A 16,834-nucleotide genomic window follows, 5' to 3' on the forward strand; every position below is an offset into this window, starting at 1 on the left:
TTCTATCAAACGCAAACTTCCGACGAACCGCTTCGGAAGTTTTTTGCTTTTCTTCCGCAAACCCGCAGGCAGGATTTTCCTTTTTTTGAATATTCTTGAAATTTTCTTTAATTGTTACACGAAAATTGCGACAGTCCTAGAAAACCGTTACAATAGAAGAAAAGAACGCAAGGAGGTTGTTTCATGACCGCTGAATTACAAAAAATTGATGCCTTGATCGCAGAAGTAGAAAAAGTGATTTTAGGCAAACGAGATGTGATCCAATTTACCGTGGCTGCGCTGCTTGCTGGTGGACACGTTTTATTCGAAGATATCCCCGGTGTTGGGAAAACGATGTTGGTCAAATCATTAGCCAAAGCCATTCAAAGTGACTACAAACGGGTACAGTTTACCCCAGACCTTTTGCCTAACGATGTGTTAGGTGTGTCGATTTTTAATTCCCAAAGCCACCAGTTCGAGTTTCGTCCCGGCCCGATCTTCACCTCCGTCCTCTTGGCAGATGAGATCAACCGAACCACACCAAGGACGCAAGCCTCGCTCTTAGAAGCCATGTCAGAAAATCATGTCACCATCGACAATCAAACGTACCCATTGAGTCCCCACTTTTTTGTGTTAGCTACCCAAAACCCAATCGAATATGAAGGAACGTATCCTTTGCCTGAAGCCCAATTGGATCGTTTTTTGTTCCGCCTGCATATCGGTTACCCAGATTTTCAAGATGAGCTCGCCCTCTTGACTGGAAAACGACAGCAAAGCTTGGATCAGATCCAAACCATTTTACATGCTGATGAAGTGACCGCTTTGAAAGCGATGGTGGACGACGTGTATGTCGATGAGCGGGTCGCCCGTTACGCATTGCAGCTGGTTCAAGCGAGCCGCCAGCATAATGCCATTGACCTTGGTATCAGTCCTCGTGGTGGGATCGCCTTCTTAAAAGGGGCAAAAGCGTTAGCGTTGACGGAAGGACGGACCTTTGTCACGCCGCAAGACTTACAGCGAATTTTACCAGCAGTCTTCGGTCATCGTTTATTACTGAAAGGCGGCGTTCATGCTAGCGCGGAGACCCTTTCAGATTTGATGAAACAGATGATCCAACGGGTGCCTGTCCCTACGAGGAAATAGCGATGAAGAAAAAAAAGCTTGAACGCGTGCTGCGCCTCCTGTTGTTTAGCGCTGCCTATTTTTTGCTGCTGGCTTACTGTGTGATCTTTAATAATAATGCCGGTTGGAGCCTCTGGTTTTTACTGACTCTGTTATTGTTGCTTGACGCAGTATTCTTGCTGCCCTCCCTCAAGAAGGTCCAAATCGTTTTAGAAGAATCGATCCAAGCTGAAACACAGACAGCGATCACCTTACCGCTGCAAGTCTTCAAGTATCGCCCGACGCTGCTGCCGCTGGTCGATTTCACCTTGCAGTTTGACGATCGTTTCAAGAATAGTCATCACAGCGCCTTTTATCGAGGCAATCTGATTCGGCTCCATCTGCCTTGGACCCCAAAGGAGCGCGGCAGCTATGAAGAATTGCCCGTTCAATTGTACAGCCATGATCTCTTTGGCTTTTTTGAAAAAAGCTACGCTGCAGGTGCGAAACAATCGATTTTGATCCTACCGAAATTGAAGCTAGAAGCCGTTGCCCTATTGCCATTTTTTAAACAGCAAGTCCGCAGCCAAACCCACGGGGAACCCAATTTTTCTATTCGACAGTTCCGTCAATACCAGTTAGGGGATTCATTAAAAAATATCGATTGGAAATTATCCAGCAAACAACAGGAATTGATCTATCGCGAACGAGAATACGAAGAAGAACAAGACATCTTTCTGCTCTTTTGGGGAGAAGATCATCCTGCTTTTGAAGAGACCTTGACACTGTTTTATTCGATCCACCATTTCTCACAAAATCAACGACTTTTTCAGCCGCTCTTGATTGGTGACGGATTGACTTCCCCTTACCAAACGGATGCCGCTGCCTATGCCCAGATCCTTCCCTTCGAGAAAGTTCCTGAAGGAGTACCGCTCTTGACTGGCAGCCATCTTATCTTCATTACCCCGGTTTTCACCCCACAACTGGAAAACTACCTCAGTCAGTTGGAAGCAAAAAACAGCTGCCAAGTGTTTACCTACGCTGATTTAATGAGGCAGTTGAATGAACTTGAGGAGGTGGTAGGATGAGATTTATTAAGAAAGCACTGATTGGTCTTTTGACCTTTCTCAGTCTATCACTGGTGATCTTGCCGTTTATCGCAGTTTATGACCTTGGCAATCAGTTCACCCTTTTAACTTATGCCTTTAGTGTCTGTTTGATTTTGACCATCGTGCCGAAAGTCCGTTACAGTTTGCCTTTGCTGGCAGCCGCTTGGCTGATCGTCTTGTATCGGATCTTTCCTTATGGGACTGCCTTTTCTTTTGATTGGCTACTGCGTTTTTGGCTAGACCTGCACCGTGCCTTTCAAGAGATCCTCAGTGGTGAGGTCGGCTATATCACCGAACTGGCGGCGGTGACATTGATCGTTAGTTGGGTCTTGTTTTTAGCGATCTTACCGATTGCTTATCAACGCTTTTTCTTGATTTACGGTACCATGATCGGCTACTTGCTGACAGTCGTGATTTTTAATCAATTTGATTTGACGTGGCATTTGATCGGTATTTTTCTTTGCGCGCTGGCTTCTTCCATGATCCAGCGCAGCGCCTTTCAATCCAGTCAAACGATCGCCCCTTGGTTTGGCGTGATGCTATTGATTGGTGGCTTAGCCGTCACTGCTGTCTACTTGCCGCAGACGAGCGTGCGGGATCAGTTGGCAGCCCGTTCCACGCCTATACGGACAAATCTGAATCAGCTGGGTTTTTATCAATTTATTGAAGAACATGGCACCCCCACTGGTTCTCGCACGGGTTTCAGTGAAAATGATCGTCAATTAGGCGGACCACTACTTGATGATGCGACGATTTTATTTGAAGCGCAACAAGAAACCCCGCATTACTGGCGGGTGGAAAGCAAAGACTTTTATTCTGGTAAAGGCTGGATCAGTACGAGCCGCGAAGACGTTCGCTTGGAAGCAGACGATGTCACCATCGCTGACCAGAGCTATCAACAAACCTATCCTGAGAATGAACAAGTGCGGATCCAATTTCAAAACCATGGAGACTATGTCCCATTGCCCTATGGGCGCAGCACGTTGTCCCTTGAAAACGGTGCTCGCGGTTTTCAAATCAGCGATGCCATCCAGCGGGTCGATCTCATTGATCCACTCCCCGACACCACCTTGACCTTCGATTGGGACCATCCAGATTTTGCCGCAGAAAATCTCCAAAATCTGCCTTTGATCTATCCGGATTCTCCGATCGATTATATCCAGTTACCCGATTCTTTGCCGCAGCGGGTACGAGATCTCGCCGCTGAGATCACCACTGACAGCAACAGTCTGTTTGATCAAGTCACGGCGGTTGAAAGCTATTTGAAAGATCCACTCGTATTCCGCTATTCCAAGACCGATGCCGTCGTGCCTGCAGAAGAGCAAGATTACGTTGATCAATTTTTATTTGAATCACAAGTCGGCTACTGCGACAATTTTTCCACGGCAATGGTCGTGCTACTACGGAGTTTAGAGATCCCTGCTCGCTGGGCTAAAGGCTTTTCTCCTGGATCCCCCGTGACAGAAAACGGCATCACTACTTATACTGTCCGTAACTTGAATGCCCACTCATGGGTGGAAGTCTACTTTGACGGATACGGCTGGGTGCCTTTTGAACCGACACCTAGTTTCCAAAATCCAGATCGTCCCGTGTTGACGCAAGAATCTACTAGCTCCGAAGAAACACCGACCGCTAGCAGCGAGACAACACCAACGAGCAATACGGAAACAGAAAGTAGTGAAACCACGACCAGCAGTTCTGCAACAGCCGCGGTTACCGATGATGTTTGGTTGACTGAGGAGCTGAAACAAACGCTGCGTAATGGCTTCTTTGGAGGCTTAGCTCTCCTAGGACTTGGCCTGCTTTTCTATTTCCGCCATTCGTTTTTCCGTATTCATTTATGGTTGATCTGCCGCTTTAACAAACAGCCACTAGTTGCTGCCTATCCTTTGTTTTTAAGGCAAACGACGAAAGTTTTGTACCGTAACGAGGCGGAGCCGTTGATTGATTATGCCCAACGACTCGAAGCATTCTATCCACTGTTTCATGGTGATTTTATCCGCTTGACGCAGCAATACGAAGCCTACCTTTACAGCCAAGAACAGCCGGCTGGTCAAGAAGCCTTCTTGAAGCAAGTCGCTGCCCAAATCAGTCAGCTGAAAAAAATCAACTAAGCAGTGAGGAGAAACGACAAAAAAACGTATCGATCAAAGGATCGATACGTTTTTTGCTTTAGGCGTTTCCTTGACGTTTTTGAACGGCAATAATAATCAGTTTTGTGATTTCCATCAAAACAACTGCCACAGCAGCCATTGCGATACATAGACCGACATGTCCTAAAGTGAAGGTTGCTGGAATCGCAAAGACTTCACGGATGCCAGGAATCAAGGTAATGCTGTATAGTCCACCACAAACGACGATCGCCAACCACACCATTTTATTGGCAAAAAGGCCAGCTTGCCAAGCAGTCTCGGTATTTGAGCGTGCTGGCAATGTTTGCAATGTCCGGCTCCAGATAAGTGTTGAGAAGGCCATCGCTACACCTAACTCAGGTGATTGGCTCATCCCTAACCATTGTGCCAAAATCACGACAGCGGCAATCAAAATACCGCGATACGTTACTGAGATCAAAGTTTTTCCAGTGAAGATACCTGCATTTGGATCTCTAGGCTGTCGTTGCATGATGGTTGGTTCGGCTTTTTCCATTCCCAGAGCAATTGCTGGTAATGAGTCGTTGACTAAGTTGATAAAGAGTAGCTGCAAGGCAGTAAATGGATTGTCCCAACCCATCACTAAGGCAAAGACGATCGCAATGATCGCACCTAAGTTTCCAGCAAACAAATACGAAATGGCTTTTTTGATGTTGTCAAAGACGTTTCGGCCAACTTCTACGGCACGAATGATCGAGGCAAAGTTATCATCCGTCAAGACCATCGCCGCTGCATCTTTGGCAACGTCCGTTCCGGTTCCCATTGCGATCCCGATATCCGCTTGTTTCAAGGCGGGTGCATCATTGACTCCATCTCCGGTCATGGCAGAGATCTTGCCTTTGTCTTGCCAAGCCCGCACGATACGGATTTTGTTTTCCGGCGAAACACGAGCATAAACCGTGATTTTGTCTAATTGATCCGCTAGTTCGGTTTCAGAAAGAGCATCCAATTCCGTACCAGTCAAGGCTAAGTCGCCCTCAGCTGAAATACCGATCTCTTGTGCGATCGCCACGGCTGTCGTTTTGTGGTCCCCTGTGATCATCACTGTTTTGATACCGGCAGATTTGGCATCTGCTACGGCTTGTTTGACTTCTTTACGAGGAGGATCGATCATTGCCATCAAACCAACCAAAATCAGCTCGTTTTCATCCTCAAGTGTCAATTCTCGTGATTGGGCATCGGTCAATGGACGGTAAGCAAACGCCAAGACCCGTAATGCCCGTTTTGAGAATTCTTCGTTTTGATGCTGCAATTTATTTCTGATTTCATCTGTTAAAGGAACGACTTGATCATCGATCAAGACTTTGGTACTGCGGCCAAAGACGATGTCTGGACCACCTTTGGTCAACAACAAATGTTCGCCATCGATCTCATGTAAGGTGGACATCAATTTACGATCAGAATCGAAAGGCAATTCTTGCAAACGAGGAAACTGTTGACGAATCGCCCGATATGGCTGATTTAGTTTCTCACTGTAATCCAGAAAAGCAATTTCAGTAGGGTCTCCTAGCTTCGCCCCATCTTCACTGATGGCAGCATCATTGGCCAAGACACTGATCTCTACTAAGCGTTTTTCAGGCAATGTCCAGGTAGTTGGCTCATCGGGGAACGTGCCCGTTTGCCCATTTGGTAAATAGTAGTCAACAACGGTCATTTTGTTTTGGGTCAAGGTCCCTGTCTTATCTGTACAAACGATACTCGTTGAACCCAATGTTTCAACCGCCGGTAGTTTTCGAATGATGGCATGACGCTTCGCCATTTGTTTTGTTCCGATCGAAAGGACGATCGTCACGATCGATTGCAATGCTTCTGGAATCGCTGCTACGGCTACGGCTACCGCAAACATAAAGGCGTTGACTAAGTCTTCCGTCATATCACCTGTTCCGTCACCTAAGAACAACCGTGCTACTTGAACCCCTAAAATAATCAATGAAAGGACCAAGATCGCCAAGCTCAGTTTTTTACTGAAGCTGTCCAATCCTCGTTGCAATGGCGTTTTGTGTTCAACCGTACTTTCCAATAAGCCAGCCACTTGACCGATTTCCGTCACATTACCAGTCGCGGTTACGATAAACCGACCACGCCCATAAGTGACGATCGTTCCACTGAAGACCATGTTGTCACGGTCGCCGATCGGTGCGGTACGATCGATCACACCTAATTCTTTTTCCGCTGGCGTTGATTCCCCAGTCAGCATTCCTTCATCGACCTTCAAAGAACCCTCTTCGATCAATCGACCATCTGCTGGTACATAGTCCCCAGCTTCTAAAATAACGATATCGCCGACAACCAATTCTTTCGCCAGCACACTTTGTTCTTTGCCATCCCGAATGACGTTAGCATCTGGTGCTGACAAGCTTTTCAAAGCGTCTAACGATCCTTCGGCTTTTTTCGTTTGTATCACACTGACGACGGAATTCAACAAGAGTACTGCGAAGATAACGATGGACTCAACGTGCGCACCCATAACCATTTGGATGATTGCCACGATCAACAAGACGATCACCATCGCATCTTTGAAGGTATCTAAGAATAAGGCAAAGCTTGATTTCTTAGGTGCTTCCTTCAGCTGGTTCAGGCCATTTTCTAACCGCTTGGCTGCCTCTTGCTGCGTCAACCCCTCTGGACTGCTCTGGACCTCTGCCATAATTTCCGAGATTTCTTTTTGATACATTTCTTTCGCCAATTTTTTTGCCCCTTTTAATTTTATTTTCCTTAGGCACTCTGCTAGAAAAAAAGAGACCTAAGACAAGTATACGCTTGTCTTAGGTCTCACCATTTCAAATAATACCAGAAAGCTGTCGCCAGCTTACTTACTGTTGATATTATCGCAGCTTGCGCCACCGGTTACTCCCCTAAGGAATAATAATAAGAATGTATCATTATCATAACGGAAACTGTTGTGCTTGGCAACTATAAAACATCAATTTGAAAATTTTTTGAAAACATTCTTTTTGTTCCCATTCCTTTTTTTCTGTTACACTAAAGAAGAAAGAAATTTGTACGTTACAGGAGGAAAAACGATGGATCTTTTTGATACTTTTACCCGCCACAGCTCTGTCAGAGATTTTCAACCCCGGCCACTATCAAAGGAACTCAAGCAAAAATTAGTGACGGTTGCCCAAAGTGGTTCCAGTTCGAACTTTGTTCAAGCTTATTCGATCATTGAGGTCAGTGATCCTGAAAAACTGGCTGCCATCGAAAAAATTGCCGGTGCCCCAAATTACATCACTCGAACGGGGGTCTTCTATCTTTTTGTCGCCGACTTACATAAGCATCAGCAGCTGCTGACTCAAGCAGGGGTGCCGGATACCCACTTAACCACGATGGAACCGTTTATTGTGTCTGTCGTTGATACGACGATCGCTGCCCAAAATATGGTAGCATATGCTGAAGCACAAGACTTAGGAATTTGCTACATCGGCGGCATCCGCAATGATTTGCCTCGTATCGCAGAACTTGTCGGCTTACCAAAATTGACGTTTCCGTTATTCGGCTTGACGATCGGTTATCCGCAACATAGAAATGAGCCGAAAGTCCGCTTGCCTCAAGAAGCGATCGTAAGTGTCGATCAGTATCAACCGCTGACGCAGGAGCAAACAGCCCAGTACAACCAAACGACGGAAGCCTATTATGCACAGCGCAGCAGCAATCAACAGCAAACCAATTGGCAAACGAAAATGACGGAATTTTTCCGTGAACCGCGACGTCCAGATGTCGCTGCCTTTATGAAGCAACAAGGCTTCTCAGACCACTTCGGCGAATGAGGACACTAATCACCACGGGAAAATAAAAAACGATCTTTGGCAAGGAATCTTGTCAGGATCGTTTTTTTGCTTGGTGTAAAAAATCAGGTTCAGGCGGCTCTTGTATCTTTGTCGCGCTAATTAACGTGCGGCTTCTTGTGCGGTTTCGTTGACGGCAACTGCCTGCTCACATTTTTCCATTAATTCTACGAATGCTTTATCTAACACGGCTGCATTTTCGGAGGCTCGCTGACTGATTTGCGTCATAGGTTGCGCCGCAAGATCCAGCAAATAGGTAGGGATTGCTTCTTTTTCAGAAAAAGTGCCCTTGATCAGCGGCTGGTAGACAGACTCGCCACAAGGTCCAGTTTTGATAAAGGCTAGTTCGAACTGCGCCTTCCCTGACAAGCGCAACCGATAGAACCCTTCATTGGTCAGCAGTTTTTCATCGGTAAAGCGTGCCTGTAATCGTGCAAAGCGTTCATAATCCATGGTATCTGCTCCTTTTTGATTCCTTCTTTCCTCTAGTGTAGCAAATTTCTTGTTAGCAAAACATCTTTTTCATAGAGAACGCACCCCCTTTTTCCTCGTCTGGCGATTTTCCACTTTACAAACGGAACAAACGTTCGTATAATTCAAGTGAGGTGAATGCGTATGCCAGCTGCAAAAATCGCTTATGCAAAACAAGAAACCTATGCATTTGAAAAACACTATTATGAATTGGTAAACTTTCCCACACCAGTGGCGCTTTTGTTTGATGAATTCGCATTGACGATGGAGCGCAATCAAAAATCATATATTGCGATCCCCGCGCGCTATTCCGTCTTAAAGGTTCCGCTCGTCTTTGTTTTTCGACTAGAGACTAAGGATGCGCCTGTTTATTATTATGAGCACGTACTTGCTGAAAATAAGATCATTCGCCGCTACAACCCCGAGCGTAACTATTTGCCCGGCGGAAGATAGACCAATGGTCCCCCCCCCCCCGATTACTGTACCAAGCGGCTGCTCTCTCCTCATGAAAATCACTGAGCAGCAGTTCGAATGTTTGTCATCAAAACAAAACCCCTCTATACTAAAAAGAAAGGGGTTTTTCACAATGACGAAAAAACCGCCGCAAACGTCTGAAGAAAAAGAAGCCGCTTCTAACAATATGGGATTGGGGATCGGTGTCGGAATGGCCTTAGGTGCTGCATTTGGGATGCTGTTTTTTGACAACCTGGCTTTAGGCATGGGTTTAGGCATCGCACTAGGTGTAGCGATCGGTGCCGGTATGGATCAAAAAAGCAACAAAGACAAGAAATAGCTGAAGCAAAGAGCTGTGTTTATCTGTCACAGCTTGCTGCCCAGTAAATACCCAAAAAGCCTAGGTTCTGCACTTGTTGTACAGGACCTAGGCTTTTTTGCTACTTCGAGCAATATTCTCGAAAACAGTTGCTTCACAGTTGGTTACAGCAGATTTCTTTTCGCCATTTCCGCGCGATACAGTTCATAGACCGCATCACTTTGCTTTGCATGGCTGCGGTAAAAGAGCCCATAAGAGAAAATCGCTTGGAAATTGCTTCCTTGATTTGCTCGTGCTACAGCGTGGTACAAATTCGCCAATTGCTGATCAGACATCTTCCCGCTTTTGATTCGTTTGGCAACTGCTTTTTGGGAAAGGGTAAATAAAACCGTCGTAAATATTTGATAAACCACCCAAATCGCCAGAATAACCAAAATAAATTTCACCAAATCAGGCATCACTTTTCAACTCCTTACAAAAAGTAAATCATTCGGATGATTTGATGTCAATAATAAAATAACCCAACGAAAATAAAATATTTATTTTCTAAAGTAATAAAATAACAGTACGACAATGATTAAAACAATCAGTCGTACTGCTATTCCTTTATTGCCTCTATTCATCTAAGTATCAATAAATCGACTCCGCTAAAAAAAGAATAGACGGTATCAATGTCTCTTTATTTCGCCAAACGGTAGATAGCATCTGCATAGATCACCGCTGCGTTGAATAGGTCATCCAAGCTCATGAATTCATTGGCTTGGTGCATGGTATCAACATAGCCTGGGAACATTGCGCCATAGGCAACGCCGCGTTTCAATAGACGGCCGTATGTGCCGCCGCCGATGATTTGTTCAAAGCCTTTTTCGCCGGTATGTTCTTCATAAACCGCCAATAAAGTTTCTACCAATGGATCATCTGCTGGCACGTAGTGAGGTTCCATGTTGCGGTCATTGCGAGTAACGGTGGCCCCTTCCATACCGACGGTGCGTTCCACACCGATTTCAAGTCCTTCCGCAGTTACCCCTTTAGGATAACGGAAGTTCAATGCGATAAAGTTGTCTGCTTGCGTTCCTGCTTGGTTCGCTTTAAAAGCAAACAAGCCAGCATTCATAGTCAATTTACCCATTTTTTCGTCTTCGTACGCCACACCTAATTTTTCACCGTAGAAATCTTCATGGACATAGGCTGCTGCTGCATGGATGAATTGTTTTGCGCCGCCGCCAAAGGCATAGTTATCTAAGAAGACTGCTAAGAAAGTCCCCGCATTGATTCCTGATTGTGGGCTGGCACCATGAGCACCTTTACCGACTAATTCGATCGTCACTTGTTCATTTTCTGTTTCAATCGTGCCCGTCACTGGATTGGCTTCGACGTAATCGAAAAAGGCTTTTTCGATCGCTAATGCTTCTTCTGTTGATGGAGCAATGAAGCTTGCCGTTGCCGTTCCTGGTACCATATTTTCCCGCAAGCCAGCAGTAAAGCTTTGTAGCGTGAAGTCTCCTTCATTGTTGCCTTGGAAATGGATCCCTAATGTCACATTCCCTTTTTCCCCATTGATGATTGGGAAATTGGCATCTGGCGAGAAGCCAAAATCAGGCTTTTCTTCATGCTCAAAGTAGTAATCCATATCTGCCCAGCCGCTTTCTTCATCAGAACCAACGACAAAACGGATTTTTTTCGATAATGGCAAGCCCAATTCTTTAATGATTTTCATCCCATAATAGGCGGCCATTGAAGGACCTTTATCATCAGAAGAACCACGAGCATAGATTTTGTTGTCATTGATGACTGGATCATAAGGATCGGTTGACCAGCCGTCACCTGCAGGAACAACATCCATGTGACCGAAGATCCCTAATGTTTCGTCTCCTTCACCAAATTCGATGTGACCAGCGTAATTATCGACGTTTTTGACTGTGAAGCCATCACGTTCACCATAAGCTAGCATGTGTAGCAACGCATCACGAGGTCCAGGACCAAATGGCGCGTCCGCAGTCACTTTATCATCTTCTCTTTCACTTTTCACTTTCAATAGATCAATCAAGTCGTTCAGCAAATCGTCTTTGCGGGCTTCGACCTCTTTTTTCCAATCGATTGTCATAGTGTTCCCTCCATTTCTGTTCTCGCTATTTATGATAACACTCTTAAACCAAAAAAGGAAAAAAAATTGCGCCTTTTTCCATGGGTCTTTTCTATGAAATTTCTAGGAAACAGGTATAATAAATATAACTCGATTTTGATTAACGAAAGGAGTCATTGCATGGTGCAACTTGATTCTGCGATTTTATCCAAAGTGATCCAACAGCGCCCGACAAAAAGCCACAAAGGTACCTTTGGCCGGGCCGTTTTAGTAGGGGGCAACCGCCAATTCGGTGGGGCGATCTTAATGGCGGCGCAAGCCTGTGTATATGGGGGAACTGGTTTGACCACTGTGATCTCCGATGGCGTCAACCGAACCGCCCTGCACGCCCGCTTGCCTGAAGCGATGTTTGTCGATTGGCAGCAAACAGAACTGATCGATACGGTCACCGAATCGGCGGACGTCCTACTGATTGGTCCCGGATTAGGAGAAGGAAAAAGCAATTTTGATCTGCTGCAGCGGATCGTTTCTGCCCAAAAAGAACACCAATGGTTGGTGATCGATGGTTCGGCGATCAATTTGGCTGCCAAATATCCGCTGATCATCCCCTTTCCTGAACAAGTCGTCTTCACGCCGCATCAGATGGAATGGCAACGGCTCAGCGGACTGGCAATTGCCGACCAGACCGAAGAAAACAATCAGCAAGCCCAACAAAAACTCGGAAGTCTGGTGGTCTTAAAAAGCCATCGCACGCAAATTTACGGTAGCAGCATCGCCCAAAATCCCCTCGGAACACCCGCAATGGCGACTGGTGGGATGGGTGATACGCTGGCAGGCATGATTACCAGCTTTTTGGCACAGTTTGAAAAAACAGAGGAAACGATCCACGCGGCTGTCTATCTCCATAGCCTGATTGGCGAAGCATTGGCAGAAGAGCACTATGTCGTGTTGCCGACACAAATCAGTGCCGCATTGCCTCAATGGATGAAAAAGCACCAAGCAGCCGATCCAGAATGATTTCTGATAAACCATTCATCAAAAAAACGTCCCTTTCTGCATTTGTCGAAAGGGACGTTTTTTCCAATGGTCAGCTAATTGTTAAAATAAACCACTCGCACTTCATACGGCGCCAAGGTTGCTGTTTGAGGGACTGCTTGATTGGTCTCTAAATCAACGACTTCTTTGATCAAGTGTAGTGTCTGCTCTTTCTCAGAAAAATTCATGATGAAAAAGTACGTTCGTTCTGGACTGATCCTGCCTTGGATCGAGACTGCAGGATTGGCATGCGCGATCCTTTCCTCTGCCAAGGACAGCTCACGGACCAAAGAGGCATAAAACTGTTCGAAAAAGTCATAGTTGGTGCGAGCCGCCAGATAGTAGGCGGTGCCTGCACCAAAGGTATGTTTGGTGATCGCAGGTGTTCCTTGGTAAAAATCCGCTTGATACACCCCTAGTACCTCCGCTGTTTCGGCTTCGATGATTGCAGAATAGTCCCGTGTTTCAAAGGGCTGTCCTTGAAAAACCACTTGATTGTGTTCAGTGTCAAAAAGAGTTTCCAGCTCCAGCACGTTGATGCCTAATAACCCTCGCAACGGCTGTGGCAAGCCCCCCAGATACAACAGGTCGGTTTCATTGACCATGCCGCTAAAGTAACTGGAAATCAAGGTACCACCAGCTTCCGTGTACTGGCAAAGTTTTGCCATCGTCTCCGAGGTCATCAAGTAAAGCATCGGAGCGATCACCAACCGATAGTCAGAAAAATCTTGCTCTGGCGTCAAAATATCGACAGCGATGTCTTGTTCCCAGAAATAACGATAATGCTCCTGCAACGTTTGCGGATACCGTCTGGTTGGTCGACCAAACCCGCCGCCTCGCTTCAATGCCCAGTTGCTTTCCCAGTCAAAAAGGATCGCCACTGCTTTTTTTCTTGTGGTTCCTTGAATCTCTTTGATTTTTTCCAAGCGCTTGCCGTAAGCCGCAACTTCTTTGAAGACCCGATTCTCCGTGGAATCATCATGTCCCACGACTGCCCCATGGAATTTTTCTGAATTGCCGCGGGATTGGCGCCATTGAAAATACAAGGTACTATCTGAGCCGTGAGCGATCTGCTGCATGGCACTCAACTGATGGACACCAGGCTTTTTCGCTTTATTAAAGGAATGCCAGTTAACAAAACTCGGCGTGCATTCCATCACTAAAAAGGGCTGTTTCTTCAAAGACCAGTACTGGTCATGCACATAGGCAGATTTCATTGCTGTCGCTGCCAAAGATTCAAAGTTGTTGTTCCAATCAGGGTAACTATCCCAGCTAACGATGTCCACATGACGAGCAAACTTGCTGTAGTCAATGCCTTCTAAAGGAATAAAATCTTGGGTAGCATGTCCTTCCGCCATAAAATTCGTCGTCACAGGAATGTCCGGTGTCAGTTGGCGAATCGGCGTACATTCATGCAAATAAAAATCGATCGTCCTATCTGTAACAAATCGTTTCCAATCAAGATCCATGCCATGCACTTTGTGTTCTCCTAGAGGCGAAGGCGGTAAAACCTGCGACCAATCGGAGTACGTACCACTCCAAAAAGAAGTCCACCAGGCATGATTCAACGTGGCTAAATCACCATATTTCTTTTGCAGCCAACTGCGCCAGTTTTCTTGACAATAGGAGCAAAAGCATTCCCCAGAGTACTCATTGGAGATATGCCACATGGCTAATGCCGGATGCTTGCCGTAACGTTTTGCCAACTGCTGATTGATTTGCGTCACCTTTTCCCGATAGATCGGTGAAGAGTAACAGTGATTGTGGCGAAACCCATGGGTATGTTTTTGCCCTTGGGCGTTGGTCCGATTGACTTCGGGATACTTTTGGCTCAGCCATTGAGGACGCCCACCGCTAGGAGTGGCCAAAATGACTTTGCCGCCGATGTCATGGATCTGATCAAACACACGATCCAACCAGTCAAACTGATAAACGCCTTCTTGCGGCTCTAAGGCACTCCAAGCAAACACCCCTAATGTGACGGTGTTGACATGGGCTTGCTGCATATAAGCAAGATCCTTTTGCAAGATTTCTGGATAAGCCAGCCATTGATCGGGGTTGTAATCCCCGCCATGCATAAACTGCTGATCAAACAATTGATTGCTCATCATTCTACTCCTTTTTTGGCTTGTAACTGGTAGACAAATGATTGAAAATCGCCAGTGACTTGCGCTGTTCCATGGTTGACGGCATTAAACTGATAAGGTTTACGCAACCCTAATTGCCTTAACAGCTGACCAGAGACAGTTTCGCCATTGACCCGATACACCTGTTGGCCATCGAGAAAGGGTGCGGGCAAAAAGTCTTCCGCCGTCGGATTGGCTTGTGCCAACACGCGAAAGAAAGCAACCAATGCTTCTTCATTTTGCGGATCATACACCGCCCAAGTTTTTTCATTGGCATGGTCCAACTGCTGCAGCTGATAAAAAGTACCAAAGGTCAGCAATTGCCGCTGCTTTTTATAAAAAACGATTTGGGATTTGATCGCCTGCTTTTCAGCTTCAGACAAGTGAAAGAGATCGAGTTCATACCCCAATGGCCCAAACATTGCGATGGTTTGCCGAAAGGCTAAAGAAGTTGCCCGGCCGACTTGGTGGTTTGGTACCGCCGACACGTGATTGCTGAAGGAGGACAACGGATACCCTAACAACGTTCCGCTTTGGATCGCTAAACGTTCCACTGCATCACTATCATCACTAGGCCAAATCTGCGGACTGTAAAACAAGATCCCCAAATCGTATCTGCCCCCGCCGCCAGCACAGCCTTCGATCAAAAGGGTCGGAAACGCCGCTAAGATTTTTTCATATAAGCGATAAAGGCCCAAAATATAACGATGATAAAACTCCGTCTGAGAAATTCCCTGTTCCGCTAAGTAAGGAGAGTAAGCTTCCGTGATATTGCGGTTCATATCCCATTTGATGTAATCCAGCTTGGTTTCAAGGATCACTTTTTGCATCGCTTCGAAAATTGCCTCGACCACTGCTGGATTGGCAAAATCCAACACGTATTGCCCGCGCCCCACAGAGATCCGCTCATAAGGATGCTTGACTACCCACTCAGGATGCTCTTGGTACAACTGACTATCTGGCGAAACCATTTCCGGTTCAAACCAAATCCCCAGCTGCAGCTGCATGGCATGAATTTTCTCAGCAAAAGAGCCGATTCCTTTTGGAAATTTGGCAGGGTCCGCCACCCAATCGCCTAATGAACTGCGGTCGTTATTGCGTTTTCCAAACCAACCATCATCCAGCACAAAGCACTCCATCCCTAACGCCTTGCTTTCTTGGGCTAAAGTCAACAGCTTCTCTTCATTAAAATCAAAATAAGTCGCTTCCCAGTTATTAAAGACGATCGGCCGCTGCCGCTTTTGCCAATAAGGGGCAATCACATGCTTTTCGATAAATTGGGCGGATTCTTGACTCAAACCATTCAGGCCAGCAGCGGTGAAGGTGAAGAGACATTCCGGCGCTTCAAAGGTTTCTCCTTGTGAAAGCTGCCAGCTGAAATGTTCAGGATGTATCCCCAACATCAATCGAACGTTGTCCCATTCATCCATTTCTGCTTGCGCCAAAAAGTTACCAGAATAAATCAGGTTGGCACCGTAGACGTGACCAGTGTCATTGGTGGCTTGCTGTTCTTTTAAGGCAACAAAAGGATTGTGCTGATGACCAGACGCTCCTTTTAACGAGCCGACACTGATCGTCCCTTGGGTCAAAGGAACCGTCTTGATATGTCGTTCTTTCAGCCAGGCGCCTGAAAGATGCAGCAGTTCAAAATCGCGATTTTTCAGCTCCAAGACACCACTCAAAAAGCGCTGGATGGTTCTAGGCTTGCTCCCCGTATTGGTCAGTGTTTGCTGCCGCGTGATGGTACCTGATCCTTTGAAGATCGTATAGGTGATCGCCAGTTCCAGCTGCCGCTCTTGATCTACCAATTCAAAGACGATGCTTTGGCTTTCATCGGCAGCCGCGAAGCTGGCTGGTTGCGCCAGCTTTCGTTCTTTGCCCTCAAAACAGTGAAAAGCCACAAGTTTAAAATCAACATAAAGTGGGGTTTCTTCCTCAAAAACCGACACTGCCCCTTCCCGAAAATCAGAAGTCCCATACGTTGGCAATTCTTGAAAACGGTCCGCCAAGGTAAAAAGATTGTCAGCTTCAAAAAATTTGACGGTTCCTGCCGATTTATTCTCTTTTTTCTCAAGGTACGCTTGATCAAACGGCGCCAGTGTGCCTAGAGATGGTCCAAAATAGACATGACCCAGTTGCTGATTTGGTAACACATTTATGATATAACTGATTTTTTCATTGTATAAGTGAAAGAGTTGTTCGTTCTTTATTTCTATCATTGCT

13 protein-coding genes are annotated in these 16,834 nt (G+C 46.1%); 7 read left to right on the top strand and 6 right to left on the bottom strand.

Annotated elements, in window-relative coordinates; all coding sequences use genetic code 11:
* Window positions 1-183: 183 nt before the first annotated feature.
* The 3 genes from ACIPK1_RS00505 to ACIPK1_RS00515 are packed head-to-tail and all read left to right on the top strand — an operon-like array spanning window position 184 to window position 4,303.
* Window positions 184-1,122, top strand: coding sequence for a MoxR family ATPase (locus ACIPK1_RS00505; protein WP_005234736.1), 939 nt, complete (start codon window positions 184-186; stop codon window positions 1,120-1,122).
* Window positions 1,123-1,124: 2 nt separating this feature from the next.
* Window positions 1,125-2,168, top strand: a complete 1,044-nt coding sequence (locus ACIPK1_RS00510; protein ID WP_005234735.1) for a DUF58 domain-containing protein — start codon at window positions 1,125-1,127, stop codon at window positions 2,166-2,168.
* Window positions 2,165-4,303: a transglutaminase family protein gene (locus ACIPK1_RS00515; RefSeq protein ID WP_400449677.1), complete on the top strand. Its 2,139-nt coding sequence runs from the start codon at window positions 2,165-2,167 to the stop codon at window positions 4,301-4,303. Before ACIPK1_RS00510 ends, ACIPK1_RS00515 begins: the two co-directional genes overlap by 4 nt.
* 58 nt (window positions 4,304-4,361) lie before the next feature.
* Here the strand turns inward: ACIPK1_RS00515 and ACIPK1_RS00520 are convergent, their stop codons facing one another.
* Complete coding sequence (locus ACIPK1_RS00520) at window positions 4,362-7,013, bottom strand: cation-translocating P-type ATPase (protein WP_016613591.1); 2,652 nt, start codon at window positions 7,011-7,013, stop codon at window positions 4,362-4,364.
* A gap of 349 nt (window positions 7,014-7,362) precedes the next feature.
* Between ACIPK1_RS00520 and ACIPK1_RS00525 the strand changes: the two genes are divergently transcribed.
* Window positions 7,363-8,106, top strand: coding sequence for an NADPH-dependent oxidoreductase (locus tag ACIPK1_RS00525; protein ID WP_034872315.1), 744 nt, complete (start codon window positions 7,363-7,365; stop codon window positions 8,104-8,106).
* Between the two features lie 120 nt (window positions 8,107-8,226).
* On the opposite strand, the gene ACIPK1_RS00530 is transcribed toward ACIPK1_RS00525, so the two are convergent.
* Window positions 8,227-8,577 (bottom strand): hypothetical protein, encoded by a 351-nt coding sequence (locus ACIPK1_RS00530; protein WP_086332571.1) that lies wholly within the window; start codon window positions 8,575-8,577, stop codon window positions 8,227-8,229.
* 162 nt (window positions 8,578-8,739) lie between these two features.
* Here ACIPK1_RS00530 and ACIPK1_RS00535 point away from each other — a divergent pair, with 162 nt between their 5' ends.
* Window positions 8,740-9,048 carry a DUF5960 family protein gene (locus ACIPK1_RS00535; RefSeq protein ID WP_008378984.1) on the top strand — a complete coding sequence of 103 codons (309 nt, stop codon included), beginning with the start codon at window positions 8,740-8,742 and terminating at the stop codon, window positions 9,046-9,048.
* Between the two features lie 133 nt (window positions 9,049-9,181).
* Entirely contained in the window at window positions 9,182-9,388 is a 207-nt protein-coding gene (locus ACIPK1_RS00540) for a hypothetical protein (RefSeq protein WP_008378986.1), read from the top strand.
* 143 nt (window positions 9,389-9,531) lie between these two features.
* Here ACIPK1_RS00540 and ACIPK1_RS00545 read toward each other — a convergent pair whose 3' ends face one another.
* Together ACIPK1_RS00545 and pepV are read right to left on the bottom strand one after the other, a co-directional pair.
* Window positions 9,532-9,825 carry a hypothetical protein gene (locus ACIPK1_RS00545; protein ID WP_016613595.1) on the bottom strand — a complete coding sequence of 98 codons (294 nt, stop codon included), beginning with the start codon at window positions 9,823-9,825 and terminating at the stop codon, window positions 9,532-9,534.
* Between the two features lie 221 nt (window positions 9,826-10,046).
* Window positions 10,047-11,471 carry a dipeptidase PepV gene (gene pepV / locus ACIPK1_RS00550; RefSeq protein WP_008378990.1) on the bottom strand — a complete coding sequence of 475 codons (1,425 nt, stop codon included), beginning with the start codon at window positions 11,469-11,471 and terminating at the stop codon, window positions 10,047-10,049.
* A gap of 159 nt (window positions 11,472-11,630) precedes the next feature.
* Between pepV and ACIPK1_RS00555 the strand changes: the two genes are divergently transcribed.
* Entirely contained in the window at window positions 11,631-12,467 is an 837-nt protein-coding gene (locus tag ACIPK1_RS00555; RefSeq protein ID WP_034872317.1) for an NAD(P)H-hydrate dehydratase, read from the top strand.
* 74 nt (window positions 12,468-12,541) lie between these two features.
* Here ACIPK1_RS00555 and ACIPK1_RS00560 read toward each other — a convergent pair whose 3' ends face one another.
* Window positions 12,542-14,596 carry a beta-galactosidase gene (locus tag ACIPK1_RS00560; protein WP_400449681.1) on the bottom strand — a complete coding sequence of 685 codons (2,055 nt, stop codon included), beginning with the start codon at window positions 14,594-14,596 and terminating at the stop codon, window positions 12,542-12,544.
* The gene (locus ACIPK1_RS00565; RefSeq protein WP_400449683.1) at window positions 14,593-16,830 is read right to left on the bottom strand and encodes an alpha-galactosidase; all 2,238 of its coding nucleotides are present in this window, start codon (window positions 16,828-16,830) and stop codon (window positions 14,593-14,595) included. The genes ACIPK1_RS00560 and ACIPK1_RS00565 overlap by 4 nt, the downstream gene beginning before the upstream one ends.
* Window positions 16,831-16,834: the final 4 nt, after the last annotated feature.

Source organism: Enterococcus sp. NPDC086594, from assembly GCF_044746145.1.
Lineage (GTDB): Bacteria > Bacillota > Bacilli > Lactobacillales > Enterococcaceae > Enterococcus_D > Enterococcus_D entomosocium.

Coding starts and splice junctions, on each gene's coding strand:
- ACIPK1_RS00505 (WP_005234736.1), top strand. CDS start 184: ATGACCGCTGAATTACAAAAAATTGATGCCTTGATCGCAGAAGTAGAA.
- ACIPK1_RS00510 (WP_005234735.1), top strand. CDS start 1,125: ATGAAGAAAAAAAAGCTTGAACGCGTGCTGCGCCTCCTGTTGTTTAGC.
- ACIPK1_RS00515 (WP_400449677.1), top strand. CDS start 2,165: ATGAGATTTATTAAGAAAGCACTGATTGGTCTTTTGACCTTTCTCAGT.
- ACIPK1_RS00520 (WP_016613591.1), bottom strand. CDS start 7,013: ATGTATCAAAAAGAAATCTCGGAAATTATGGCAGAGGTCCAGAGCAGT.
- ACIPK1_RS00525 (WP_034872315.1), top strand. CDS start 7,363: ATGGATCTTTTTGATACTTTTACCCGCCACAGCTCTGTCAGAGATTTT.
- ACIPK1_RS00530 (WP_086332571.1), bottom strand. CDS start 8,577: ATGGATTATGAACGCTTTGCACGATTACAGGCACGCTTTACCGATGAA.
- ACIPK1_RS00535 (WP_008378984.1), top strand. CDS start 8,740: ATGCCAGCTGCAAAAATCGCTTATGCAAAACAAGAAACCTATGCATTT.
- ACIPK1_RS00540 (WP_008378986.1), top strand. CDS start 9,182: ATGACGAAAAAACCGCCGCAAACGTCTGAAGAAAAAGAAGCCGCTTCT.
- ACIPK1_RS00545 (WP_016613595.1), bottom strand. CDS start 9,825: ATGCCTGATTTGGTGAAATTTATTTTGGTTATTCTGGCGATTTGGGTG.
- pepV (WP_008378990.1), bottom strand. CDS start 11,471: ATGACAATCGATTGGAAAAAAGAGGTCGAAGCCCGCAAAGACGATTTG.
- ACIPK1_RS00555 (WP_034872317.1), top strand. CDS start 11,631: ATGGTGCAACTTGATTCTGCGATTTTATCCAAAGTGATCCAACAGCGC.
- ACIPK1_RS00560 (WP_400449681.1), bottom strand. CDS start 14,596: ATGATGAGCAATCAATTGTTTGATCAGCAGTTTATGCATGGCGGGGAT.
- ACIPK1_RS00565 (WP_400449683.1), bottom strand. CDS start 16,830: ATGATAGAAATAAAGAACGAACAACTCTTTCACTTATACAATGAAAAA.